At 61.8% G+C, this 17,771-nt stretch carries 16 protein-coding genes and 1 pseudogene; 5 read left to right on the plus strand and 12 right to left on the minus strand.

From position 1 onward, the window contains the following. Window positions 1-203: 203 nt before the first annotated feature. Window positions 204-734, plus strand: a complete 531-nt coding sequence (locus tag BPHY_RS15550; RefSeq protein WP_012402398.1) for a class IV adenylate cyclase — start codon at window positions 204-206, stop codon at window positions 732-734. An 18-nt stretch (window positions 735-752) separates the two neighbouring features. Here BPHY_RS15550 and BPHY_RS15555 read toward each other — a convergent pair whose 3' ends face one another. Then, window positions 753-1,244, minus strand: coding sequence for an Lrp/AsnC family transcriptional regulator (locus BPHY_RS15555; RefSeq protein WP_012402399.1), 492 nt, complete (start codon window positions 1,242-1,244; stop codon window positions 753-755). A 96-nt stretch (window positions 1,245-1,340) separates the two neighbouring features. On the opposite strand from BPHY_RS15555, the pseudogene BPHY_RS15560 reads away from it, so the two are divergent. After that, a pseudogene (locus BPHY_RS15560) lies at window positions 1,341-1,620 on the plus strand (4a-hydroxytetrahydrobiopterin dehydratase). A gap of 97 nt (window positions 1,621-1,717) precedes the next feature. On the opposite strand, the gene BPHY_RS15565 reads toward BPHY_RS15560, so the two are convergent. Beyond that, window positions 1,718-1,948: a DUF3717 domain-containing protein gene (locus BPHY_RS15565; RefSeq protein WP_041764085.1), complete on the minus strand. Its 231-nt coding sequence runs from the start codon at window positions 1,946-1,948 to the stop codon at window positions 1,718-1,720. Window positions 1,949-2,065: 117 nt separating this feature from the next. Here BPHY_RS15565 and BPHY_RS15570 point away from each other — a divergent pair, with 117 nt between their 5' ends. Continuing rightward, window positions 2,066-2,752: a response regulator transcription factor gene (locus tag BPHY_RS15570; RefSeq protein WP_007581727.1), complete on the plus strand. Its 687-nt coding sequence runs from the start codon at window positions 2,066-2,068 to the stop codon at window positions 2,750-2,752. 174 nt (window positions 2,753-2,926) lie between these two features. Next, window positions 2,927-4,426, plus strand: a complete 1,500-nt coding sequence (locus tag BPHY_RS15575; RefSeq protein WP_012402402.1) for a sensor histidine kinase — start codon at window positions 2,927-2,929, stop codon at window positions 4,424-4,426. A gap of 53 nt (window positions 4,427-4,479) precedes the next feature. Here BPHY_RS15575 and BPHY_RS15580 read toward each other — a convergent pair whose 3' ends face one another. The 8 genes from BPHY_RS15580 to mnmC form a co-directional block, all read right to left on the minus strand. Continuing rightward, window positions 4,480-4,962 carry an SET domain-containing protein gene (locus tag BPHY_RS15580; RefSeq protein WP_012402403.1) on the minus strand — a complete coding sequence of 161 codons (483 nt, stop codon included), beginning with the start codon at window positions 4,960-4,962 and terminating at the stop codon, window positions 4,480-4,482. A 263-nt stretch (window positions 4,963-5,225) separates the two neighbouring features. Beyond that, on the minus strand, window positions 5,226-6,338 hold the full coding sequence (locus BPHY_RS15585) for an NADH:flavin oxidoreductase/NADH oxidase (protein ID WP_041763647.1): 1,113 nt from the start codon (window positions 6,336-6,338) through the stop codon (window positions 5,226-5,228). A gap of 110 nt (window positions 6,339-6,448) precedes the next feature. Continuing rightward, complete coding sequence (locus tag BPHY_RS15590; RefSeq protein WP_012402405.1) at window positions 6,449-7,180, minus strand: MOSC domain-containing protein; 732 nt, start codon at window positions 7,178-7,180, stop codon at window positions 6,449-6,451. A gap of 9 nt (window positions 7,181-7,189) precedes the next feature. Then, window positions 7,190-7,903, minus strand: coding sequence for a glutamine amidotransferase (locus tag BPHY_RS15595; RefSeq protein WP_012402406.1), 714 nt, complete (start codon window positions 7,901-7,903; stop codon window positions 7,190-7,192). Between the two features lie 147 nt (window positions 7,904-8,050). Next, entirely contained in the window at window positions 8,051-8,695 is a 645-nt protein-coding gene (locus BPHY_RS15600; protein WP_012402407.1) for a MarR family winged helix-turn-helix transcriptional regulator, read from the minus strand. Window positions 8,696-9,364: 669 nt separating this feature from the next. After that, entirely contained in the window at window positions 9,365-10,480 is a 1,116-nt protein-coding gene (locus BPHY_RS15605) for a YbdK family carboxylate-amine ligase (protein WP_012402408.1), read from the minus strand. A 153-nt stretch (window positions 10,481-10,633) separates the two neighbouring features. Next, window positions 10,634-11,836 carry a cation:proton antiporter gene (locus tag BPHY_RS15610; protein WP_012402409.1) on the minus strand — a complete coding sequence of 401 codons (1,203 nt, stop codon included), beginning with the start codon at window positions 11,834-11,836 and terminating at the stop codon, window positions 10,634-10,636. 876 nt (window positions 11,837-12,712) lie between these two features. After that, window positions 12,713-14,680, minus strand: coding sequence for a bifunctional tRNA (5-methylaminomethyl-2-thiouridine)(34)-methyltransferase MnmD/FAD-dependent 5-carboxymethylaminomethyl-2-thiouridine(34) oxidoreductase MnmC (gene mnmC, locus BPHY_RS15615; protein ID WP_012402410.1), 1,968 nt, complete (start codon window positions 14,678-14,680; stop codon window positions 12,713-12,715). Between the two features lie 468 nt (window positions 14,681-15,148). On the opposite strand from mnmC, the gene BPHY_RS15620 reads away from it, so the two are divergent. Then, window positions 15,149-15,427, plus strand: a complete 279-nt coding sequence (locus BPHY_RS15620; protein WP_007581741.1) for an HU family DNA-binding protein — start codon at window positions 15,149-15,151, stop codon at window positions 15,425-15,427. Between the two features lie 94 nt (window positions 15,428-15,521). Here BPHY_RS15620 and BPHY_RS15625 read toward each other — a convergent pair whose 3' ends face one another. Then, window positions 15,522-16,781 (minus strand): GTP-binding protein, encoded by a 1,260-nt coding sequence (locus BPHY_RS15625; protein ID WP_012402411.1) that lies wholly within the window; start codon window positions 16,779-16,781, stop codon window positions 15,522-15,524. 137 nt (window positions 16,782-16,918) lie between these two features. Further along, window positions 16,919-17,362 (minus strand): lytic transglycosylase domain-containing protein, encoded by a 444-nt coding sequence (locus BPHY_RS15630; protein ID WP_012402412.1) that lies wholly within the window; start codon window positions 17,360-17,362, stop codon window positions 16,919-16,921. Window positions 17,363-17,771: the final 409 nt, after the last annotated feature.

Here is a 17,771-nt window from a genome sequence, read left to right on the forward strand (position 1 = left end):
TGCACGCCGTGGGCTTTAACTACATCGTCACGGGCTTTTTGCTAGATTGACGCTTTGCCCGCTTTTCCCCGCTGTATTCCGTATGCCCGCTGTATTCCGTATGCCCCTTGGCCCCCTGACGAGCGGCTTGCGCATGCAGGCCATCGACGGCGGTCCCGTCGTCGTCAGAAGCCGATCACGTTCTCTTTCGACAGGAGCTTCACATGGCACGCAACATCGAAATCAAAGCCCGCGCGCAGCAGTTCGAGCAGCTTCGCGAGCGCGCCGCCGCCCTTGCGCCTGACGCTCCGTTGATCTTCCGCCAGCAGGACTTCTTCTACGACGTGCCGCGCGGCCGTCTGAAACTGCGCCAGTTCGACGACGGCACGCCTGCTGAGCTGATCTTTTATCAGCGCGATGACCGCGACGGCCCAAAGGCGTCGTACTACACGCGCAGCCCCGTAACGAACCCCGAAGCGATGCACTCGCTGCTCGCCACCGCCCTCACGACGCGCGGCATCGTTACGAAGGAACGCCACGTGTACATCGTCGGGCGCACGCGGATTCATCTGGATCGCGTCGACGGTCTTGGCGATTTCGTCGAACTCGAAGTCGTGCTCGCGCAGGATGACGACGAAGAAGGCGGCGAAGCCGAGGCGCATGCCGTGTTTGGCAAGCTCGGCGTGCCCGAGTCGGATCTCGTCGCCGTCGCGTATGTGGATATGCTGAATGACGAACCGTTAAAGGCTGCGTGATCACGTCACGCTGCGCGGTCACTCAGTGGATGCACCCGGCGCCAGATGACCGAGCGGCAATGGCCCGTTGCGCTTGAATGTCGTCAGAACGATGTTCGAGCGCACGCTGTCGACGCCCGGCACGCGCATCAGCTTCTTCATCACGAACGACGACAGCGCGTTCAGATCGGGCGCCACGATGCGCAGCAGATAGTCGGCGTCGCCCACCACCGCGTGACATTCCAGCACCTCCGGCAGGACGTCGATCTGCTGCTGGAACTGCTCGATGATCGAATCGCCGTGGTGCTTCAATTTGAGGCTGGTGAACGCCATCACGCCGAGTCCGAGCTTCTCCGGCCGCAGCACGACGCGATAGCCGTCAACCACGCCGATCGCCTCCAACCGCTGCAGCCGCCGCCCGATCTGCGAAGGTGATAGCGGCACCTGCTCGCCGAGCTGCTGATGCGTCGCGCGCCCGAAGCGCTGCAGGACGTCGAGCAGCGCGAGGTCGAAGTGATCGAGTTCCAACATGAAAAATCTCCGCATGGATGGGCGTTTCGATGCGGGATTATCGCATTCACCTTGGTTCGGAAAACTTGCGTCCCACGCAGCTTCTAAGGTGACACGATGATCGAGAAACTTCCCTCGGAAGAACGTGCGAGCCAGATCGCGCAACGCACCGGGCTGCAGAACGTCGAGGGGCCACGACGCGATCAGTCGGCAATTCAAGTTCGCCGACTTCAACGAAGCATTCCGCTTCAAGACGCGCGTCGCGATCAAGGCTCAGCAGATCGACCATCACCCTTTCAACGTCTACAGTAACGTCGACATCACGCTATCGACGCACGATGCGAATAGAATTTCCGAGCGCGCACCATTTATCGATGAAGTGGCAGCTGAAAACTGATGTGAGGCGTTGATTAGACGAAAGCCGGTTGCGCTTTGAAAAGTCCGGAGAAAACCCGTGGCGAAAGCGTATTGCAGGTAATCAGGCCACCAAACCTTCACTTCTTTAGGCCATTTTTAAGGGACATGTAAGAATCCCACGCAGCACGTGCGTTCGCGTCCAATCCTTCCTGCGATAGCGTGGCCTGTCGCTGTACAATCATCAGCGCATACGGCTTGGAGAGCGCGCTTGCCTCCTTGCACAGAGCGAGTTCGTCACCGGCCGAAGGCGAGCGGGTACGCCAGAAGTTGATCGCGGCTTCCAGTTCGTGGATCGTAATATCGGACATGGCTGGCTGGTCAGTTAAAAGCCGCATCGAACGGCACGCCGCACGGCATTCTGTGCAGCAGGCGCACCGGCGAACCGCGTGCCTCTTGCCTAAACCCATTGTACTTGAGCGAAAACCATGCGACTCCTTCTGATCGAAGATGACCGCCCCATCGCACGCGGCATCCAAAGCAGTCTCGAACAAGCCGGCTTCACAGTCGACATGGTTCACGACGGCATCTTCGCCGAACAGGCCCTCACGCAAAACCGCCACGAACTCGTGATCCTCGATCTGGGCCTGCCCGGCATCGACGGCATGACGCTGCTCTCGCGTTTCCGCCAGAGCAATCGTCATACGCCCGTCATCGTGCTGACCGCCCGCGACGAACTGAACGACCGCGTGCAAGGCCTCAATTCCGGTGCGGACGATTACATGCTGAAGCCGTTCGAACCCGCCGAACTTGAAGCGCGTATCCGCGCCGTGATGCGCCGCAGCGGCCCGCATGGCGATATGCCGCGTCCGGAAGTATCGCTGGGCGGCGTGCGCCTGTCGGGTGTCGATCGCCGCATCTTCAACGACGACAAGCCGCTGGAATTGTCCCCGCGCGAATTCGCGGTGCTCGAAATGTTGCTGCTGCGTCATGGCCGCGTAGTCAGCAAGGCGCAACTGCAGGATCACCTGACGCACTTCGGCGGCGATCTGGGCGACACCGCGATCGAAGTCTATGTGCACCGCGTGCGCAAAAAGCTTGAAAACTGCCGCGTCGAAATCGTCACGGTGCGCGGCTTCGGCTATCTGCTCCAGGAAATCCGCCAGGCGTCATAATGGTCGTCGAGACCGTCATGGTCTGACGGCGTCCGGGTTGTCCGACGGGCGGCCGCAAGCGCATCCGCGGATGCGCGGCGGCCGCCTGTGTCATTCAACCCGGCAGCGGCGATGCATGGTCGCGCGTCCGTCGAGATCCTCCGCCGGCGTCAATCTTTTATCGCGGGTTCGACCATGAACTATCCCGCCGCGAATAGCCTGCGCCGCCAGCTGCTGCGCAGGCTCGCCGCTCCCCTTTCGCTGCTCGCGCTGATGAGCGGCCTCATAGCGTACTGGCTCGCGTGGCAATACACGCAGCATGTCGTCGATCGTTCGCTCGCCGATCTCGCGACGGCTATCTCGAAGCAGATCCAGATCGCCGGCCCCGACGCACCGATCACCGTGCCGCCACTCGCGCAGGCGATGTTCTCCGACCCGGTCGAACAGCTGGTCTACCGAATCAGCAACGGCGAAACCGAAATCGCCGGCGACCCGAAGCTGCCGCTACAGGGCACGAACGTGCGGCGCATGCACTATGCGTATGTGTTCGAGACGCAGCACGAAGGCACGGCGGTGCGGGTTGCACAGGTACGCGTCGATCAGCCGACGGGCAATCCCGTCGTCATCGAAGTCGGCCAGCCTGTGCACCACCGTTTTCGCATCGCCGCCGAATTTCTCATCGCGATCATGATGCCGCTGCTGCTGTTGCTACTCGCGGGCTGGGTGATCGTGTGGCGGGTCGTCAACCAGCAATTGAACCCGCTGACCGATCTCGCCGATTCGCTGAACCGTCAGACGCACACGTCGCTCGAACCCGTCGACGAGACCTTCGTGCCCGTGGAGATCCGCCCGCTGACGGGTGCGCTGAATGGACTGCTCGACCGCTTGAAGTCCGCGCTCGATGCGCAGCGCAAATTCATCGCCGACGCTGCGCATCAACTGCGCACGCCGCTCACCGCGATCAAGCTCCACGCCGAGCAGGCGGCCATCGCCCGCGATCCGCAGCAGACCCTTGCGGCAGTCAAGGAACTGCGTGCCGCAGCCGATCGCGCGGTGCGTCTGTCGAACCAGCTGCTGTCTCTCGCGCGTGCCGAGCCAGGCGAACAGGCTGCGCGTTTCGTCAATCTGGACGTCGCGTCGCTCGCCTTCGACACGGGCGCCGAATGGGTCCCGCGCGCGCTCGCCGTGCATGTCGACCTCGGTTTCCAGCGGCTCGACGATCCATCGAACGATCATCCGTTGATCGCACGCGGCAATCCTGTGCTGCTGCGCGAAGTGATCGCGAATTTGCTGGATAACGCGCTGAAATACGTGCCGCCGTCGCGTATCAACGGCGCACGCATCACGATGACGGTCGCACAAGTGGTCGTGGATGGCGTCGCGATGGCGGAAGTCGCCGTCGAGGATAACGGCCCTGGCGTACCGCTCAAGCAGCAGCCCGAGCTGTTCAAGCGCTTCTTCCGTGGCGACGGTCAGGGGCAAAGCGACAGCAGCGTCGACGGCGGCGCGGGTCTCGGCCTTGCGATCGTGCACGACATCATGGCGCTGCATCGCGGCAGCGTGCATTACGAAGACGCCGCCGAAGGCGGAGCGCGCTTCATCGTGCGGCTTCCCGTCGCGACGGGCGCCGTACTGCGCGAGCCCGATCCAGCTCGAGAAACAAAAAAACCGGCGCATGCGCCGGTCGATCTCTGAACTTCATCGCCAGAGCGCGCTGCCGTTGCTCTATGTCCGGCAGCGCACCTCAATCACTTCTTCTTCTTCGATTTCTTCTCGTCTTTCTTGTCCGGCGGCGCAAGCATCGTGCCGCGGCACTTGCGCGCGCCGCAGCGGCATTCGTATTCCTTCTTCAGCTTCTTCGTCTGACGCGCGTCGATCACGAGCCCGTAGTCGTAGAACAGTTCTTCGCCGGCTTCGATGTCGCGCAGCGCGTCAATATAGACATGGCCGTCAATCTCTTCCGCTTCACAGTTGGGCGCGCACGAGTGGTTGATCCATCGCGCGCTATTGCCCTTCACCTTGCCGTCGATCACATCACCGCTATCGAGCGCGAAATAGAACGTGTGATTCGGCTCGTCCGGATTGTGGGGATGTCGTCGCAGCGCTTCCTTCCACGAGATCCGTTCGCCCTTATATTCGATCAGCCGATCGCCGGCGGCGATCGGTTCGAGTGCAAACACGCCTTTGCCGTGCACGCCCGATTGACGCACAGCGATCCTGCGTGAACTCATTGAATCAATCCTTGTAGAACGGTGGATGAGCAAACTCTGTTTGCCGATGCTTCCGCGTTTCGCGCCATCTCCACAACTGCACGGCTTTCGTGATGCGGATAGCAAACGCGGCGCCGTGCTGGCGCCGCGTCGACACGTGACGCAAGCAGCGCCACAACCGAAATCGTACACGGATGATGTGGATTCGTTCAACCGTCAGACGTGCAGATCCGCCTCGCATTGCACGCAATCCGCGATCCACCTCGACAACCCGAACGCCCAGCTCAGCGCTGACCGAACGAAATGTCGCCGAACAGCGCCTTCTGCTCGCGCGGCTGCGAGCGCCAGTATTGCGGCGGCGCCTCGACGGTTGCGCCGAGCTTCGCGGCCGCATGCCACGGCCAGCGCGGATCGTAAAGCATCGCGCGAGCCATCGCGACGAGATCGGCATCGCCCTCTTCGATCAGCTGGTTTGCATGCTCCGGGTCGGTAATCAGACCGACGGCCACCGTCGTCAAGCCCGTCGCCTTCCTGACCGCCTTCGCGAAGGGCACTTGATAGCCCGGCTCGACGGGAATCTTCTGCAACGGCGAGACACCGCCCGACGATACATCCACCCAGTCGCAACCGCGCTTCTTCAGCTCTTGCACGAAGGCGATCGTGTCTTCGATCGTAAGGCCGCCTTCGACCCAGTCGACCGCCGACACGCGCACGCCGACAGGCTTGTCGACGGGAAATGCCGCACGCACGATATCGAAGATTTCCAGCGGGAAACGCATGCGGTTCTCGCGCGAGCCGCCATATTCGTCGGTACGCTGGTTCGCGAGCGGCGACAGAAACTGGTGCAGCAGATAGCCGTGCGCGGCATGCACTTCGAGCGCATCGATGCCGAGGCGCGCGGCGCGGCGCGCCGTCGCTGCGAACGCTTCGCGAATTCGGTTGAGACCTGCACTGTCGAGCGCGAGCGGTGCCTCTTCACCCGCCTTGTGCGGAATGGCGGACGGCGCGTGTGGCAGCCAGCCGCCGTTGGCGACGGAAATCAGTTGACCGCCTTTCCACGGCACATTGCTCGACGCCTTACGCCCCGCGTGCGACAGCTGCATCGCGATGTGCACTTTCGAATGCTTGCGGATTGCGGCGATCACCGGTTTCAGCGCCTCTTCCGTCACATCGTCCCACAAGCCGAGATCGGCGGGCGTGATGCGGCCATCGGGTTCCACGGCCGTCGCCTCGATGCACAGCATGCCTGCGCCCGACAGAGCGAGATGGCCCAGGTGGATCATGTGCCATGCGGTCGCTTCGCCGCGTTCGGCGGAGTACTGACACATCGGCGACACGACGATGCGGTTTGGCAGCGTCACGCTACGCAGCGTGAGCGGAGTGAAAAGTGCGCTCATGGTTGTAGTGTTGCCCATCGAAACTCAAGAGCGATCGAGCATAGCACCCGGTCCGATTTGCTGCAGACGGCCTGGCGCGCCGCGTCATGACCGCTTTTCAGCGGCGCGAATCAGCTTTGACCAGCAGATCCGTCCAGACGCTTCGACCACGATTCGACCTCGCCGCTCTCCAGCCGCCTGGTTGCCGTCTTGCGCCACGACGGCGAAAGCGCGTCGAGTTTTGCCATGTCTTCCAGCGACTGCCGATCGTCGCGATCGACGTAGACGACGCGCAGCAGTCGCTCGACGCTCCACTGCGCATGCGGACGCGCGAGTCGCTCCATCATATCGCCCGCACCGATCTCGCCCGCTTCGAGCACCCGGTAGTACCAGCCCGTGCGGCGCGTGTGCTGCACGGCTCGAGACATGTCCGCGCGCGCGAACCGGAAGTTCAGTTTCCAGCACGGCTGCCGGGGCTGCGAAACCTGCACGATCGCACCGCCTATCCGGTACACATCACCGACGCACACATCCGCTTCCGTCAGTCCCGATGTGCTGACGTTCTCGCCAAATGCACCGGCTTGAGCGAGCGTCGCAAGACCGGATGCGCCTGCCGGCCAGTCATGTCGCCAGGTCGCGTAGTGATCGAATGGATAATGATGCAGCGCCTTTTCCGGGCCGCCGTGTATCTTGAGTTCGGCCTGCTGATCACCTGCGAGCCCCGTTTCCCCGAGCCACACCCGGCCATCGACCGGCGTCTTGGCGATCGCGCTCGTCTTGCTGGAACCGTCGTCGCAGAGCGGCGCGACCTTGCCGGTCAACACGGTATCGACAGTCAACACACGGTGATCTGCAGCGTTCATTCAGGACGTTCAGGGTTGCGCCGCCATTTGGTCGAGCCATTCGCCGAACATGTTGGTCGCCGCGGCTTCGAGTGCCGGGCCATGTTTCGCGGTATCGGCGCGCAGCGTGCGCACGTCGATGCCGTGGCTCGCGATCTCGCCGGCATTGCCAATCAGCCAGGGCTCGAAACGGTCGGTGCGGATTTCAGGGTGACATTGCAGGCCGAGTACATGCTTGCCCCACGCGAACGCCTGATTTTCACAGGCAGGCGTGGACGCGAGATGCACGGCGCCTTGCGGAAGATCGAATGTATCGCCATGCCAATGAAGCATCGACGTGTGCGCCGCGTCCAGATGACGCAGCGGCGACTGTTTTCCGGCGCCGCTGAGCGTCAGCGGTGTCCAACCGATTTCCGTTTGCCCCGATGGATAGACCTTGGCTCCCAGCACACGTGCGATCAGTTGAGCGCCGAGACAGATGCCGAGCGTCGGCAAGCCCGCTGCGATGCGCTTCTCTATCATCGCCACGAGCGGCGCGATGGTCGGATAGCGATCGTCGTCGTAAGCGCTGATCGGGCCGCCGAGAATGACCATCAGCGACGGGGTCACCGGGTTCGGTGCTTCGATGCGCGCAAAGCCGACGTCGAGATAACGCACGGGACGCCCGCGTTCGCCGAGCACCCGTTCGAGACTCCCCAGATCCTCGAAGTGCACGTGGCGTATGGCCAGAACTTCGTGAAGCATCGGCGAATCCACCATCAGGTTGACTGGACACACCCCCAAGGCGTGCCGGAAGACACGCGCGTCTGCCGATGCGCAAGACGGCGCAAGCTCACCTGCTGCCGTTCGCGAGTGTTCGCGAGCGGCAGCAGGCTCCGCAGTTTAGCCGACTCAGGCTTGCTGCGCGAAGATCTTCCAGGTCTTTTTCTGCGTGGCCGCGTCGGCTGTTTCGTGCACCGAGCAGTCCAGACGCAGATCGGTATCCGACATCGACAGGTCGAGCAGCATGCAGCGATGCAGCGATTTCTTCGGATTCTTGCTCGGCTCGAAATGCGTGCACGTCACGCACATCCGGTGCGGCGGAATATGGCCTTGCACTTCGAGCTGACGCACGGTCTTCAGGAGCGTGCGATAGAAAATCGATTGCTCTTCGTCGCGCAGGGTGCCGACTGCTTTCGCAAGGAAGTCCGGCCATTGCGCGGCGCGTTTTGCAGCCGTGCGGCCGCGTGCCGTCAGACGCACGGCAAGCGCGCGCCCGTCGTCGAGCGCACGACGCTTTTCCACGAGCCCCTTGTTTTCCAGCGTGCTCACGGCATCGCTCGTGGTCGCGGCCGTCAGCGCGGTTTCGCGGGCAATCTCGCCGAGACGCATCGGCCCCTTGCGCTGCATCAGCAGCACCAGGATCTCGCCTTGGGTAGGCGTCAGCCCTGCGCCTTCCGCCCATTCCCATGCCTGGCTCCGCATGGCCGTGCTGAGTCGCAGCAGGCTGTGGGTCACCCGCCCGGTTGCCTGCTCTCCGTATACGCCTTCGCTCATAGTCTTTCGTTCGTTGTTGACAGCATGCCGTCGCCCGTCGACACCCGATCTGCGATGCCCGCGCCGGCAGTCCGTGGGGGGAAGCTTCGCCGGAAAACCCGACTTGCCGAATCCTACTATCTCAAAAATTTCCTGCGATGCAGACCTGTCCCGGCCGCTGTCACAGGCGTTGCCAATGCTCCGTGAGTGCTGCGATCCCTGGAATATCGGGCCACGCGTCGACGTGATCCGAGCAGGCCCGCAACGACGAAAAACGACATTCTATTCGAGAGCGGCGAATCGTACAGCTAAGTTATCCAATGCAATCTGTGGATAACCACGGGATAAAGTATGGGATGACTTGTGCCCAGAGTCTCGATAACGCAGGCGACCCAGCGAATCTGAGAATCATTCTCCCTGGATCCCGCCTGCGACGCACCGCCGATCCGCATGGTTATCGTTTACGCAGCCGCTTGACTTTGCTGGAAATTATTCGGTTGTCCACACGTAAACGCAATGCTTGTTAACTATTACTACGCATGTATACGTAAACTTTGAGGAAAAGCCTGGAAGCCGCTGCCGGGTGTCGAAGAAATAAAAAACCCGCAAGAAGCGGGTTCAGTCGAGGTTTGCTCAGTCGTCACCGCCGCGGTTTGCCGGACCGAGCGGCAACGAATCGCATCGCCCGGATCATGCGCGCCACTGCAGGCATTGTTGCCGGACGGCCTCATGGAGCGACTTTTCCTGTTCGACCACGTTACGCAACCACGTTGCATCGTTCACCTGACCGCGTGCAATCGCGCCGATTTCCTCGAGCGCCTTGCCCGAGCCTAGCGCATCCGCATGCGGCGCAATGCGCTCGAGCGTCTGGATGATATCTTCGGAAATCGTGCGCCGCTCGCCCGTCTGCGGATCGATACACGTGCCCGCGAGACCGAAGCGGCACGCTTCAAAGCGATTGAACGTGTAGACGAGGTAGTCATCTTCCTTCGGCGTCAATGGCTTGTCGAGCAGCAGGTGACGCGCGAGCGTCTGGATGTAGCAGGCGATCGCGGCCGCGCGATCGACGGACAACGGCGTGTCCATCACGCGGACTTCGATGGTGCCGAAGCCGGGCTTCGGCCGGATGTCCCAGTAGAAATCCTTCATGCTGTTGACGACGCCCGTGTGGACCATCTTCGAAAAGTATTCTTCGAAGCTGTCCCACGTGAGCACGAACGGCGCGCGGCCCGATAGCGGGAACGCGAACACGGAATTCAGGCGTGCCGAATGAAAGCCGGTGTCGACGCCCTGCACGAACGGTGACGAAGCCGACAGCGCGATGAAGTGCGGAATGAAGCGCGACATCGAATGCAGCAGGAACAATGCGCTGTCGGCATCCGGACAGCCGATGTGCACGTGCTGGCCGAACACCGTGAACTGCTTCGCAAGGTATCCGTAGAGTTCCGAAAGGTATTGAAAACGGGGCGTGTCGACGATCTGCCGCTCGCTCCATTGCTGGAAAGCGTGCGTGCCGCCGCCGCACAGCCCGACGTTCAGCCGGTCGGCCGCGGCGACGAGCACATCGCGGATCGTGCGCAGATCGGCGACGGCCTGTTCATGCGACGTGCAGATGCCCGTCGACAGCTCGATCATGCTTTCCGTGATTTCCGGCGTGATGTTGCCCGGAATCTTCTCGTCCTTGATGAGCCGAAGCAGGTCGGTTCCCGCTTTGGTCAGATCATAGTCATGGGTGTTGACGATCTGCATCTCGAGTTCGACACCGAAGGTGAACGGTTTCGAATCGACGAAGGCTTCGAGTGACATGGCGTTTCCTGATTCATGTCGGCGCAGGCGCGGCCGTTGTCGACGGCGCCTCGCCGGAGTGACTGTCGAATGCTGCAGCCAGATGTATGAGCTGCGTGAACAACCTGAGCGCTGTCGGGCCGAAACGTGTCGGCCCGGTGTCTCTTCGCCGCTTTACTCGCGGCGTTCGCCGACGAGCGCGAGCGAGCGATATACGAGCCACGGTCCGACGAGTTGCAACACGACGATCGAACACATCGTGATTGCGCGCAGCGTCGGGTCGAAATTCGGATAAAGCTGGTACGTATCGTCGACCAGCAGATAGGCGAGCGCCGACATCGGCGACAGCGACAGACCGAGCGCCACGCCCTGCTTCATATGGAGCCCGCTCGGCTTCGCGAACGCCAGCACGCCGACCAGCTTCGCGATCAGCCGTGCAACGATCAGCCCCAGCGCGGCCACGCCGCCGATTGCGATGTCGCGCCATTCGAACGTCGTCAGCGTGAGCACGAACAGAATCACCGTCAGCAGCCAGCCGGCCGTGCCGAAGTGCTGCGGCCACAGTTGCGGACGCGCTTCGAGATTCTTCACGATGATGCCGGCAGCGAGCAGGCTGAGGATGGTCGACAGCTTGAAGATGTGCGCGAGCGCGATCGCGAGCAGCACGAGGCCGAACAGCGCGACGAACGAGTGTTCGTCCTGCAGGTTCATACGCTTGTAAAAGAACGTGATGGTGCGCGCAAGCAGATACGCGAGGATCAGTGAGCCGATCAGCAGATAAAGCGGTTGAAGAATCGTCGCGAACACGTTGCCGTACGCCTCCTGATGCAGCCAGCCGGCCGCGAGCTTCTCGATGACCACCGCGTACATGCTGTTGAGCGCCGTCAGCGTCATCAGGCGCTGCGTGACCTGGCCCTCCGCACGCAATTCCGTCTTCAGCTGGATCACCATCGCGGGCGAGGTCGCCATCGCGATCGACGCGAGCACGAGCGCCGTCACCGTCGACACGTTGAGAAACACCAGCACCAGCAGCACCAGGATGAACGTCAGCGTCGATTCCACGACGCTCGACACGATCAGCCATGTGTTGCGGCGAATCCAGCGTAAATCCAGCCTGCTTCCAAGCTCGAACAGCAGCAGGCCGAGCGCGACATCGAGCAGCGGACGCGCTGTGCTTGCCGATTCCGCGTCGATCACCCCTGATCCCGCCGCGCCGGCGATCAGGCCGATCACCGCATAGCCGGAAATGCGCGGCAAGTGCCACGCGCGATAACACAGCTCGCCGACGAGACCCGCGGCAAGCAGCGCAAGGCCAGCCCAGAAAATCGCATCGGGCGTGAGCGGCCAGCCTGGAAAAAATGAAAACGCCGACTTCATCGTGGTGGCTTCTCCTTTGCAGCAACCGAAGGCAACGCGAACGGGCAGACGCCGGCAGCACGCAAGCCGCGGGCCGCATCCGTTGCCGCGACCGGTTCACGTTCGCCGGCGTTGCGAGTTGTCAACGATCGGATGAAAAACTGAAACGACCCCGCCGATGCCGCATCACTGCGGGCGGCACGACGTGAGTGAAAAGAGCGCCGTCGACTTTCGAATCAGATTCTTGGGGTCCGGCAACCGTTCCATTTGGCGCGTCGGTTGCGGGGGCAAAACACGACGCGGAAGAACGGCGATTGTGCCATAGCTTCTTTGCACTTGACGGAAAAGCGACGAACAAGCGCCCAAAGCGGTAAAACATACGCTAACTAGATGACAACAGGAAAAAGAGACCGGGAAAAGACCGCGTTTCGGCGGAAAACGACCGGTTCCAGCGTGATTTTGCAAACGCAGATGACGGCCAGGCTCAGTTGGAGTCTCGCTGCCGCCCGTCGTTCCAGCTACCGTCGAGTATGGACAGAACGTTCCCTTCGCGACGTGCGGTTCTGTACGAAAGAGGAATATGGTGCCTCTTTCGATCGCCAGCCTCTGGCTTCTCAACAACAGGTTTACCTGTATGTATACGTAGTAGAAGTTAACAAGGTGACTGCTTTTCTGTGGATAACCGATGTTTACCCAAACGAATCAGCCATTTGCTGAGCGCATAACCGGTTGCGCTAGATGTGCGCACCGTTGTGGGTTCCTCGGATAACTTTCGGGGCTGTGTTTACGTTCGGCGAGTTACCCCGTTTACATCCACATCGATTGCACACGGGTTTCGCCCGCAATTTGCCCGGTTATCCCCAGCACGCCGTGGATAACTTTTCTACAGGCTCGGAGTCAGCTGGCCGTGCCCTGACGCAATGCGCGCAGCAGAAAGCGCGCGGGGTCCAGCGCTTCAGCGAGATCGCGTTCGATCGGCCAAGGCTCGCCTTCGATTTGCGAAGCCATCAACTCCGCACCGAGCGACGCCCATACGAGTCCGCGCGATCCGAACGCGAATGCGCCGTACAGACCATCCGCACGCGGCAGATCCAGCGGCCACGCGCCGCATAGTTTGCCGGCATCGCGGATCGCGGCGGCTTCGTCGGCGAATGCGCCGATCATCGGCAAACGATCGCTCGTCACGCAGCGAAACGCGACGCGCCCTGTCAGCGAAGAAGGCGCATGCACGTTGAACGCGTCGCGCATGTCGGGCAGCATCTGCGCGACCCGCTCGATGTTTTCGATGTGCGCGCCGTCGCGCAAACGTGTGTCGGGATCGTCGATGTCGTACGTCGCACCCGTCAGCGTGACGCCGTCGAGCAGCGGCAACGCATATCCTTCGCCGATCACAGGCAGGCGCGGCGCGTTGGTCGCGTCGGCGGGCAAGAGCGTCAACTGGCCGCGCACGCTGCGCGTGGACGCATAATGCAAGCCGGCAACGCGCGCCGCTTCATGCGCATTCGCGAAGATGACGACGGGTGCACTCACCACGGCGGCGCCGTTTTCGTCGAACACAATCCATTGATTCTCCAACCGTTCGACGCGCGCAGCGGCGACATTGAAGCGTCGCTCGAGCAAGCCTCCCGCCGCTTCGCACTGCGCTGCGCACAACGAAGCGGGATCAATCCAGCCGCCATGTGGAAACAGCCAGCCGCCCCGCGCGACGCGCATATTGGCGATGCGCTCCGCATCGTCGCGAGTCACGGAGACTACGTACTCACGTGGCCAGGCAAACGACGCGAACGTGTGCGCCATCGCCAACGCTTCCTCTTCATCGGCGGCAATTTGCAGCAGACCTTCGGGACCGCGCAATGGACGATGCCCGCGGTGCTCGAGTGCGGACCACTGCCGCAACGCGTACAAAAAGCCTGCGCGTGTGATGCGCGAGCCGACGCTGTCGTCGCGCGACATCATCGGATGAAACACGCCCGCGGGATTGCCCGACGCGTCGCGCGCGACATCCGCATGCCGTTCGAGCGACGTGACACGCCAGCCGCGCGCCGTGAGCCGTTCGATCGCCGCACACCCCGCGAGTCCCGTGCCGATCACGATGGCGTGCCGTTCGCCGACAGCAAGCGGCAAAGGCGGTTCATGACGTCGCACGCGGTAGCGCGGCGCAAAGCGTCCGACCAGCATCGCGCGTTTCCACCCAAAGCCGTCGACTTTTCTGTACTCGAAACCGGCTTGTTGCAAGCTGCGTTTGACGTCGCCTGAGCTCGTGTAAGTGGCGAAGGTCGCTTCGTCGCCGGCGAGTCGCGCAAGTGACTTGAAGACCGCCGGCGTCCACAAATCGGGGTTCCTGTCAGGGGAAAAGCCATCCAGATAAAACGCGTCGGCACGCAGCCAGAGCGTGGGCAGCGTTTGGACGGCGTCTCCGAACACCAGCGTAAGGATCACGCGGCCTTCTTCAAACTCCAGCCGGTGCGTGCCCGGAACGAGCGTCGGCCATGCATTGGCGAGTTGCTCCGCAAGCGCGGCGATCGATGCATCCGCAACGGAAGAGTTCGTCGCCGCGATCAGATCCTCGCGTGAAAACGGATGCTTTTCCGTCGAAACGAAGTGCAGCCGTTCACATCGATCGGGGTCGGCGCGCCATGCCGCCCACGTCACGAGGAAATTGATACCCATGCCGAAACCCGTCTCCAGCACCGTGAAGAGGCGCCGTTTCTGCCAGCGTGAAGGCAAATCATTGCCTTTCAGAAAGACGTAATCGGCCTGCGCGAGGCCGCCGACGGCGCTGTGATAGATGTCGTCATAAAGGGGCGAATAAGGCGTGCCGTTGTCGCGGAATGCAAGGACGGCGGGAACGAGCGGGTCGGTCATGCGCGATGAGATGCCAGGCGAGCAAGAGAATCGGGCGGTGTCGACGCGCGGACTGAACGCATCGATCTGCAACGCAGATGATCTGCAGGCACCCCTCGAAGCCCCTCCAGGCGGGGTTCAGAGGTGCTTCCACGGGCGCCGAACGTTGGCAAAAACCAACGCTGGCGGGGCTTCGGGTGACGCGGATCGCATCTATTCGATGCCCGACATGGCAAAAATGCTGTTTTCCATGCTGTATCAGGCGTTGCAGCGTGTAATTCTTCGAAACCCTTATCCAGATTGGGTTTGCGCTGCGCTATCATAGCAAGCGCCGCGAGGGAAGCGGCAGCACGGTGCTCTGCGCGGTGCCAGGCGCGCCGCGGGAGTCGGGGGTATTCCCGAGCCGTCGCTGCTCGACGGCGCGGCGCGCGCACGTATAATCGGCGCGTTCGCGCTGTTCGTGTCAACCTAAACCAGAAAGGAACCTTAATGAACAAACAGGAACTGATCGACGCCGTCGCAGGTCAGACGGGCGCCAGCAAGGCTCAAACCGGCGAAACGCTGGACACGCTGCTTGAAGTCATCAAGAAGGCTGTGGCGAAGGGTGATGCAGTCCAGTTGATCGGCTTCGGCAGCTTCGGTTCGGGCAAGCGCGCAGCACGTACGGGCCGCAACCCTAAGACGGGCGAAACCATCAAGATTCCGGCTGCAAAGACTGTCAAGTTCACGGCTGGCAAGGCGTTCAAGGACGCAGTCAACAAGCGCTAAGCATCAGCAGCTTGAGTTGTTGACACCCGCCGTTGGCGGGTTTTTTTTCGTCTGCGTTTTCTATCGCGGTCGCGCAAGCAGGCATTCGCCGCACTCAGTGATGGTGATGATGATGGCCGTCGTCATGGTCATGATGATGATGTTCGTGATCGTCGTCTTCGAGGTCCCATGCGGGGAACGGATCGGCGAGTGCGAGCCAGCCTTGTACACCCAACGCATATTCGCCATCGGTCAGAAGACAGGCGTCGAACTTCGCGCGCCATTGCGCCGGATCGATATCGACGCCGATCAGAACGAGTTCCTGGCGACGATCGCCGATCGTGAAGTCGTCGGCATCGCCATACCAGTCGGCGGCGATCTCTTCGAGCAGCTCGTCGTCGCCCGCGGGCCATTCGCTGCGATCCTGGGCGGCCCACCAGGTGCCCGCAGGCGCGGGTCGGCAAGCACCGCCCGCTTGCGACAGCGAGCCGCCGATCTCGTTGCGCGTCGCGAGCCAGAAAAAACCTTTGCCGCGCAGCACGCCCTTCCACTCTTCGTGCAGCAACGCCCAGAAACGCTCGGGATGGAACGGACGCCGCGCGCGATACACGACATGCCCCACACCTCGCCTGCCGCCTTCGTCCGCATCGCTCGACGAGTCGTGCAGCAGCGCAAGCCAGCCCGCCGCGTTCGACGTTACGTCGTAATCGAAGCGCGCAGTGCCGAGCACTTCCTCGACGGGCGCATTGCCGTAGCTGCTGACGATCTGCGCTGCACGCGGATTCAGCGCGGCCAGCACAGCTTGCAGATGCGCGAGATCGTCAGCGGAAACGAGATCCGCCTTGTTGATGACGAACACGTCGCAGAACTCGACCTGGTCGATCAGCACTTCCACGATCGTGCGATCGTCGTCTTCGTAACCGGCGAGGCCGCGCTCGGCCAGCGCATCGGTCGACGCGTAGTCGCGCAGGAAACCGGCGGCATCGACCACCGTCAAGGCTGTGTCGACACGCACGAGCGTTGCCAGGGATTCCTCCTCGAGGATCGATTCGACGACGTTCATCGGCTCGTCGGTCGCGGCGGCTTCGATGACGATCGCGTCGAATCGACCTTCGGACGCGAGGCCCGCCAACTGTTCGTGCAGGTCTTCAGCGGCCTCGACGCAAACACAACCATTCGGCAAATCGACGCGCAACGTCGGGGAGGAGGACGGGGGTGCCGCATTGTCGATATCGAGGCGCACGGCGGCAAGATCGGTGACGATCGCGGCGACGCGCGGCCCGTTGCGGTTCGACAGAATCTGTTCGACGAGCGCGGTCTTACCGGCGCCCACAAAACCGGAGATCACGGTGACGGGCAAAAGCGGCTGATTCATCGCGGTACGGAAAGCTTGAAGGTGAATGACGCATGCGCGCGGCGAACGTTGGAATCAACGCGAGACGACGGCAGCACGAAGCCGCATTGTGCATCAACTGGAATGAAGAGACGGCGCTCGTCAACGAAACTGACCGACTATCGGGCGGGCATCAGGTTCCACTTGCGCAGAATGGCGACGATCTGCCGCGCGTACTCGTCGCGCAGCGACGGCGTTTCCGAATGGTACGCACCGACGGCCGCCCACGTGTTGCCGTACTTGTTCATCTTCTGGCGCAGATGCCAGGCGGCGATGTAGACGTTCTTGCACGGCTCCATCAGCGTGCCTTGCGAGATGCCATATTGCGCGAGCACGGGAAGATGAACGGAGTTGATCTGCATGACGCCATAGTCGGTCGAACCGTTGGCGTTCTTGTGGACTGCGGCGGGACGGTTGTGGGATTCCTGCCAGGCGATGGCGCGGAGAATCAACGGGTTGACCTTCTGGTAGCTGGCCGCCTCGTCGAAGCAGTCGGCGCGTGCGGAACCGGCGCTCAACAGCGCGGCGAATCCAACGGCGAAAGTGATGGCGGTCAGCTTCATCGGTCAAGATGACAAACTATGTTCGATTCCTAAGCAATGGAACGGTAAAGACGACTCGAGACCCTTATCTGGCGGGCTCCCCCCGGGAAAACCCGCTACGCGGGGGATATTCGAACTGTCGATCCGCCCGTATGATACCGGCATGACACTGCGCCTCAAAGTTGGCCAACCGACATAAGCCAGTAAGTTGCGGCCAAAGGCGGCCGGAACATAATTACCGGAGAAGGTGCAAATCTTTCAACGACGTAACAACTTGCGCAATCGGATGGTTCGAAGCGCGCAAAGGTTCGAGGAATCCACCAAGCCAGGCCGGTTTGTGACATTTCCGACACGAAAAGCTGTTACTGTTCGTTGTTTTCGGTTACAGGGAGGCAAGGCATTCTAGGCACTGGCTGCCATAGCGCGCCTT

Origin of the sequence: Paraburkholderia phymatum STM815 (assembly GCF_000020045.1) — a bacterium.
GTDB classification, from domain to species: domain Bacteria; phylum Pseudomonadota; class Gammaproteobacteria; order Burkholderiales; family Burkholderiaceae; genus Paraburkholderia; species Paraburkholderia phymatum.

Bases quoted from the DNA above. Each gene is read 5' to 3' on its own strand.
- BPHY_RS15600 (WP_012402407.1), bottom strand. From the start codon at position 8,695: ATGAGCGAAGGCGTATACGGAGAGCAGGCAACCGGGCGGGTGACCCAC.
- BPHY_RS15590 (WP_012402405.1), bottom strand. From the start codon at position 7,180: ATGAACGCTGCAGATCACCGTGTGTTGACTGTCGATACCGTGTTGACC.
- BPHY_RS15550 (WP_012402398.1), top strand. From the start codon at position 204: ATGGCACGCAACATCGAAATCAAAGCCCGCGCGCAGCAGTTCGAGCAG.
- mnmC (WP_012402410.1), bottom strand. From the start codon at position 14,680: ATGACCGACCCGCTCGTTCCCGCCGTCCTTGCATTCCGCGACAACGGC.
- BPHY_RS15625 (WP_012402411.1), bottom strand. From the start codon at position 16,781: ATGAATCAGCCGCTTTTGCCCGTCACCGTGATCTCCGGTTTTGTGGGC.
- BPHY_RS15575 (WP_012402402.1), top strand. From the start codon at position 2,927: ATGAACTATCCCGCCGCGAATAGCCTGCGCCGCCAGCTGCTGCGCAGG.
- BPHY_RS15555 (WP_012402399.1), bottom strand. From the start codon at position 1,244: ATGTTGGAACTCGATCACTTCGACCTCGCGCTGCTCGACGTCCTGCAG.
- BPHY_RS15570 (WP_007581727.1), top strand. From the start codon at position 2,066: ATGCGACTCCTTCTGATCGAAGATGACCGCCCCATCGCACGCGGCATC.
- BPHY_RS15565 (WP_041764085.1), bottom strand. From the start codon at position 1,948: ATGTCCGATATTACGATCCACGAACTGGAAGCCGCGATCAACTTCTGG.
- BPHY_RS15595 (WP_012402406.1), bottom strand. From the start codon at position 7,903: ATGCTTCACGAAGTTCTGGCCATACGCCACGTGCACTTCGAGGATCTG.
- BPHY_RS15620 (WP_007581741.1), top strand. From the start codon at position 15,149: ATGAACAAACAGGAACTGATCGACGCCGTCGCAGGTCAGACGGGCGCC.
- BPHY_RS15610 (WP_012402409.1), bottom strand. From the start codon at position 11,836: ATGAAGTCGGCGTTTTCATTTTTTCCAGGCTGGCCGCTCACGCCCGAT.
- BPHY_RS15630 (WP_012402412.1), bottom strand. From the start codon at position 17,362: ATGAAGCTGACCGCCATCACTTTCGCCGTTGGATTCGCCGCGCTGTTG.
- BPHY_RS15580 (WP_012402403.1), bottom strand. From the start codon at position 4,962: ATGAGTTCACGCAGGATCGCTGTGCGTCAATCGGGCGTGCACGGCAAA.
- BPHY_RS15605 (WP_012402408.1), bottom strand. From the start codon at position 10,480: ATGTCACTCGAAGCCTTCGTCGATTCGAAACCGTTCACCTTCGGTGTC.
- BPHY_RS15585 (WP_041763647.1), bottom strand. From the start codon at position 6,338: ATGAGCGCACTTTTCACTCCGCTCACGCTGCGTAGCGTGACGCTGCCA.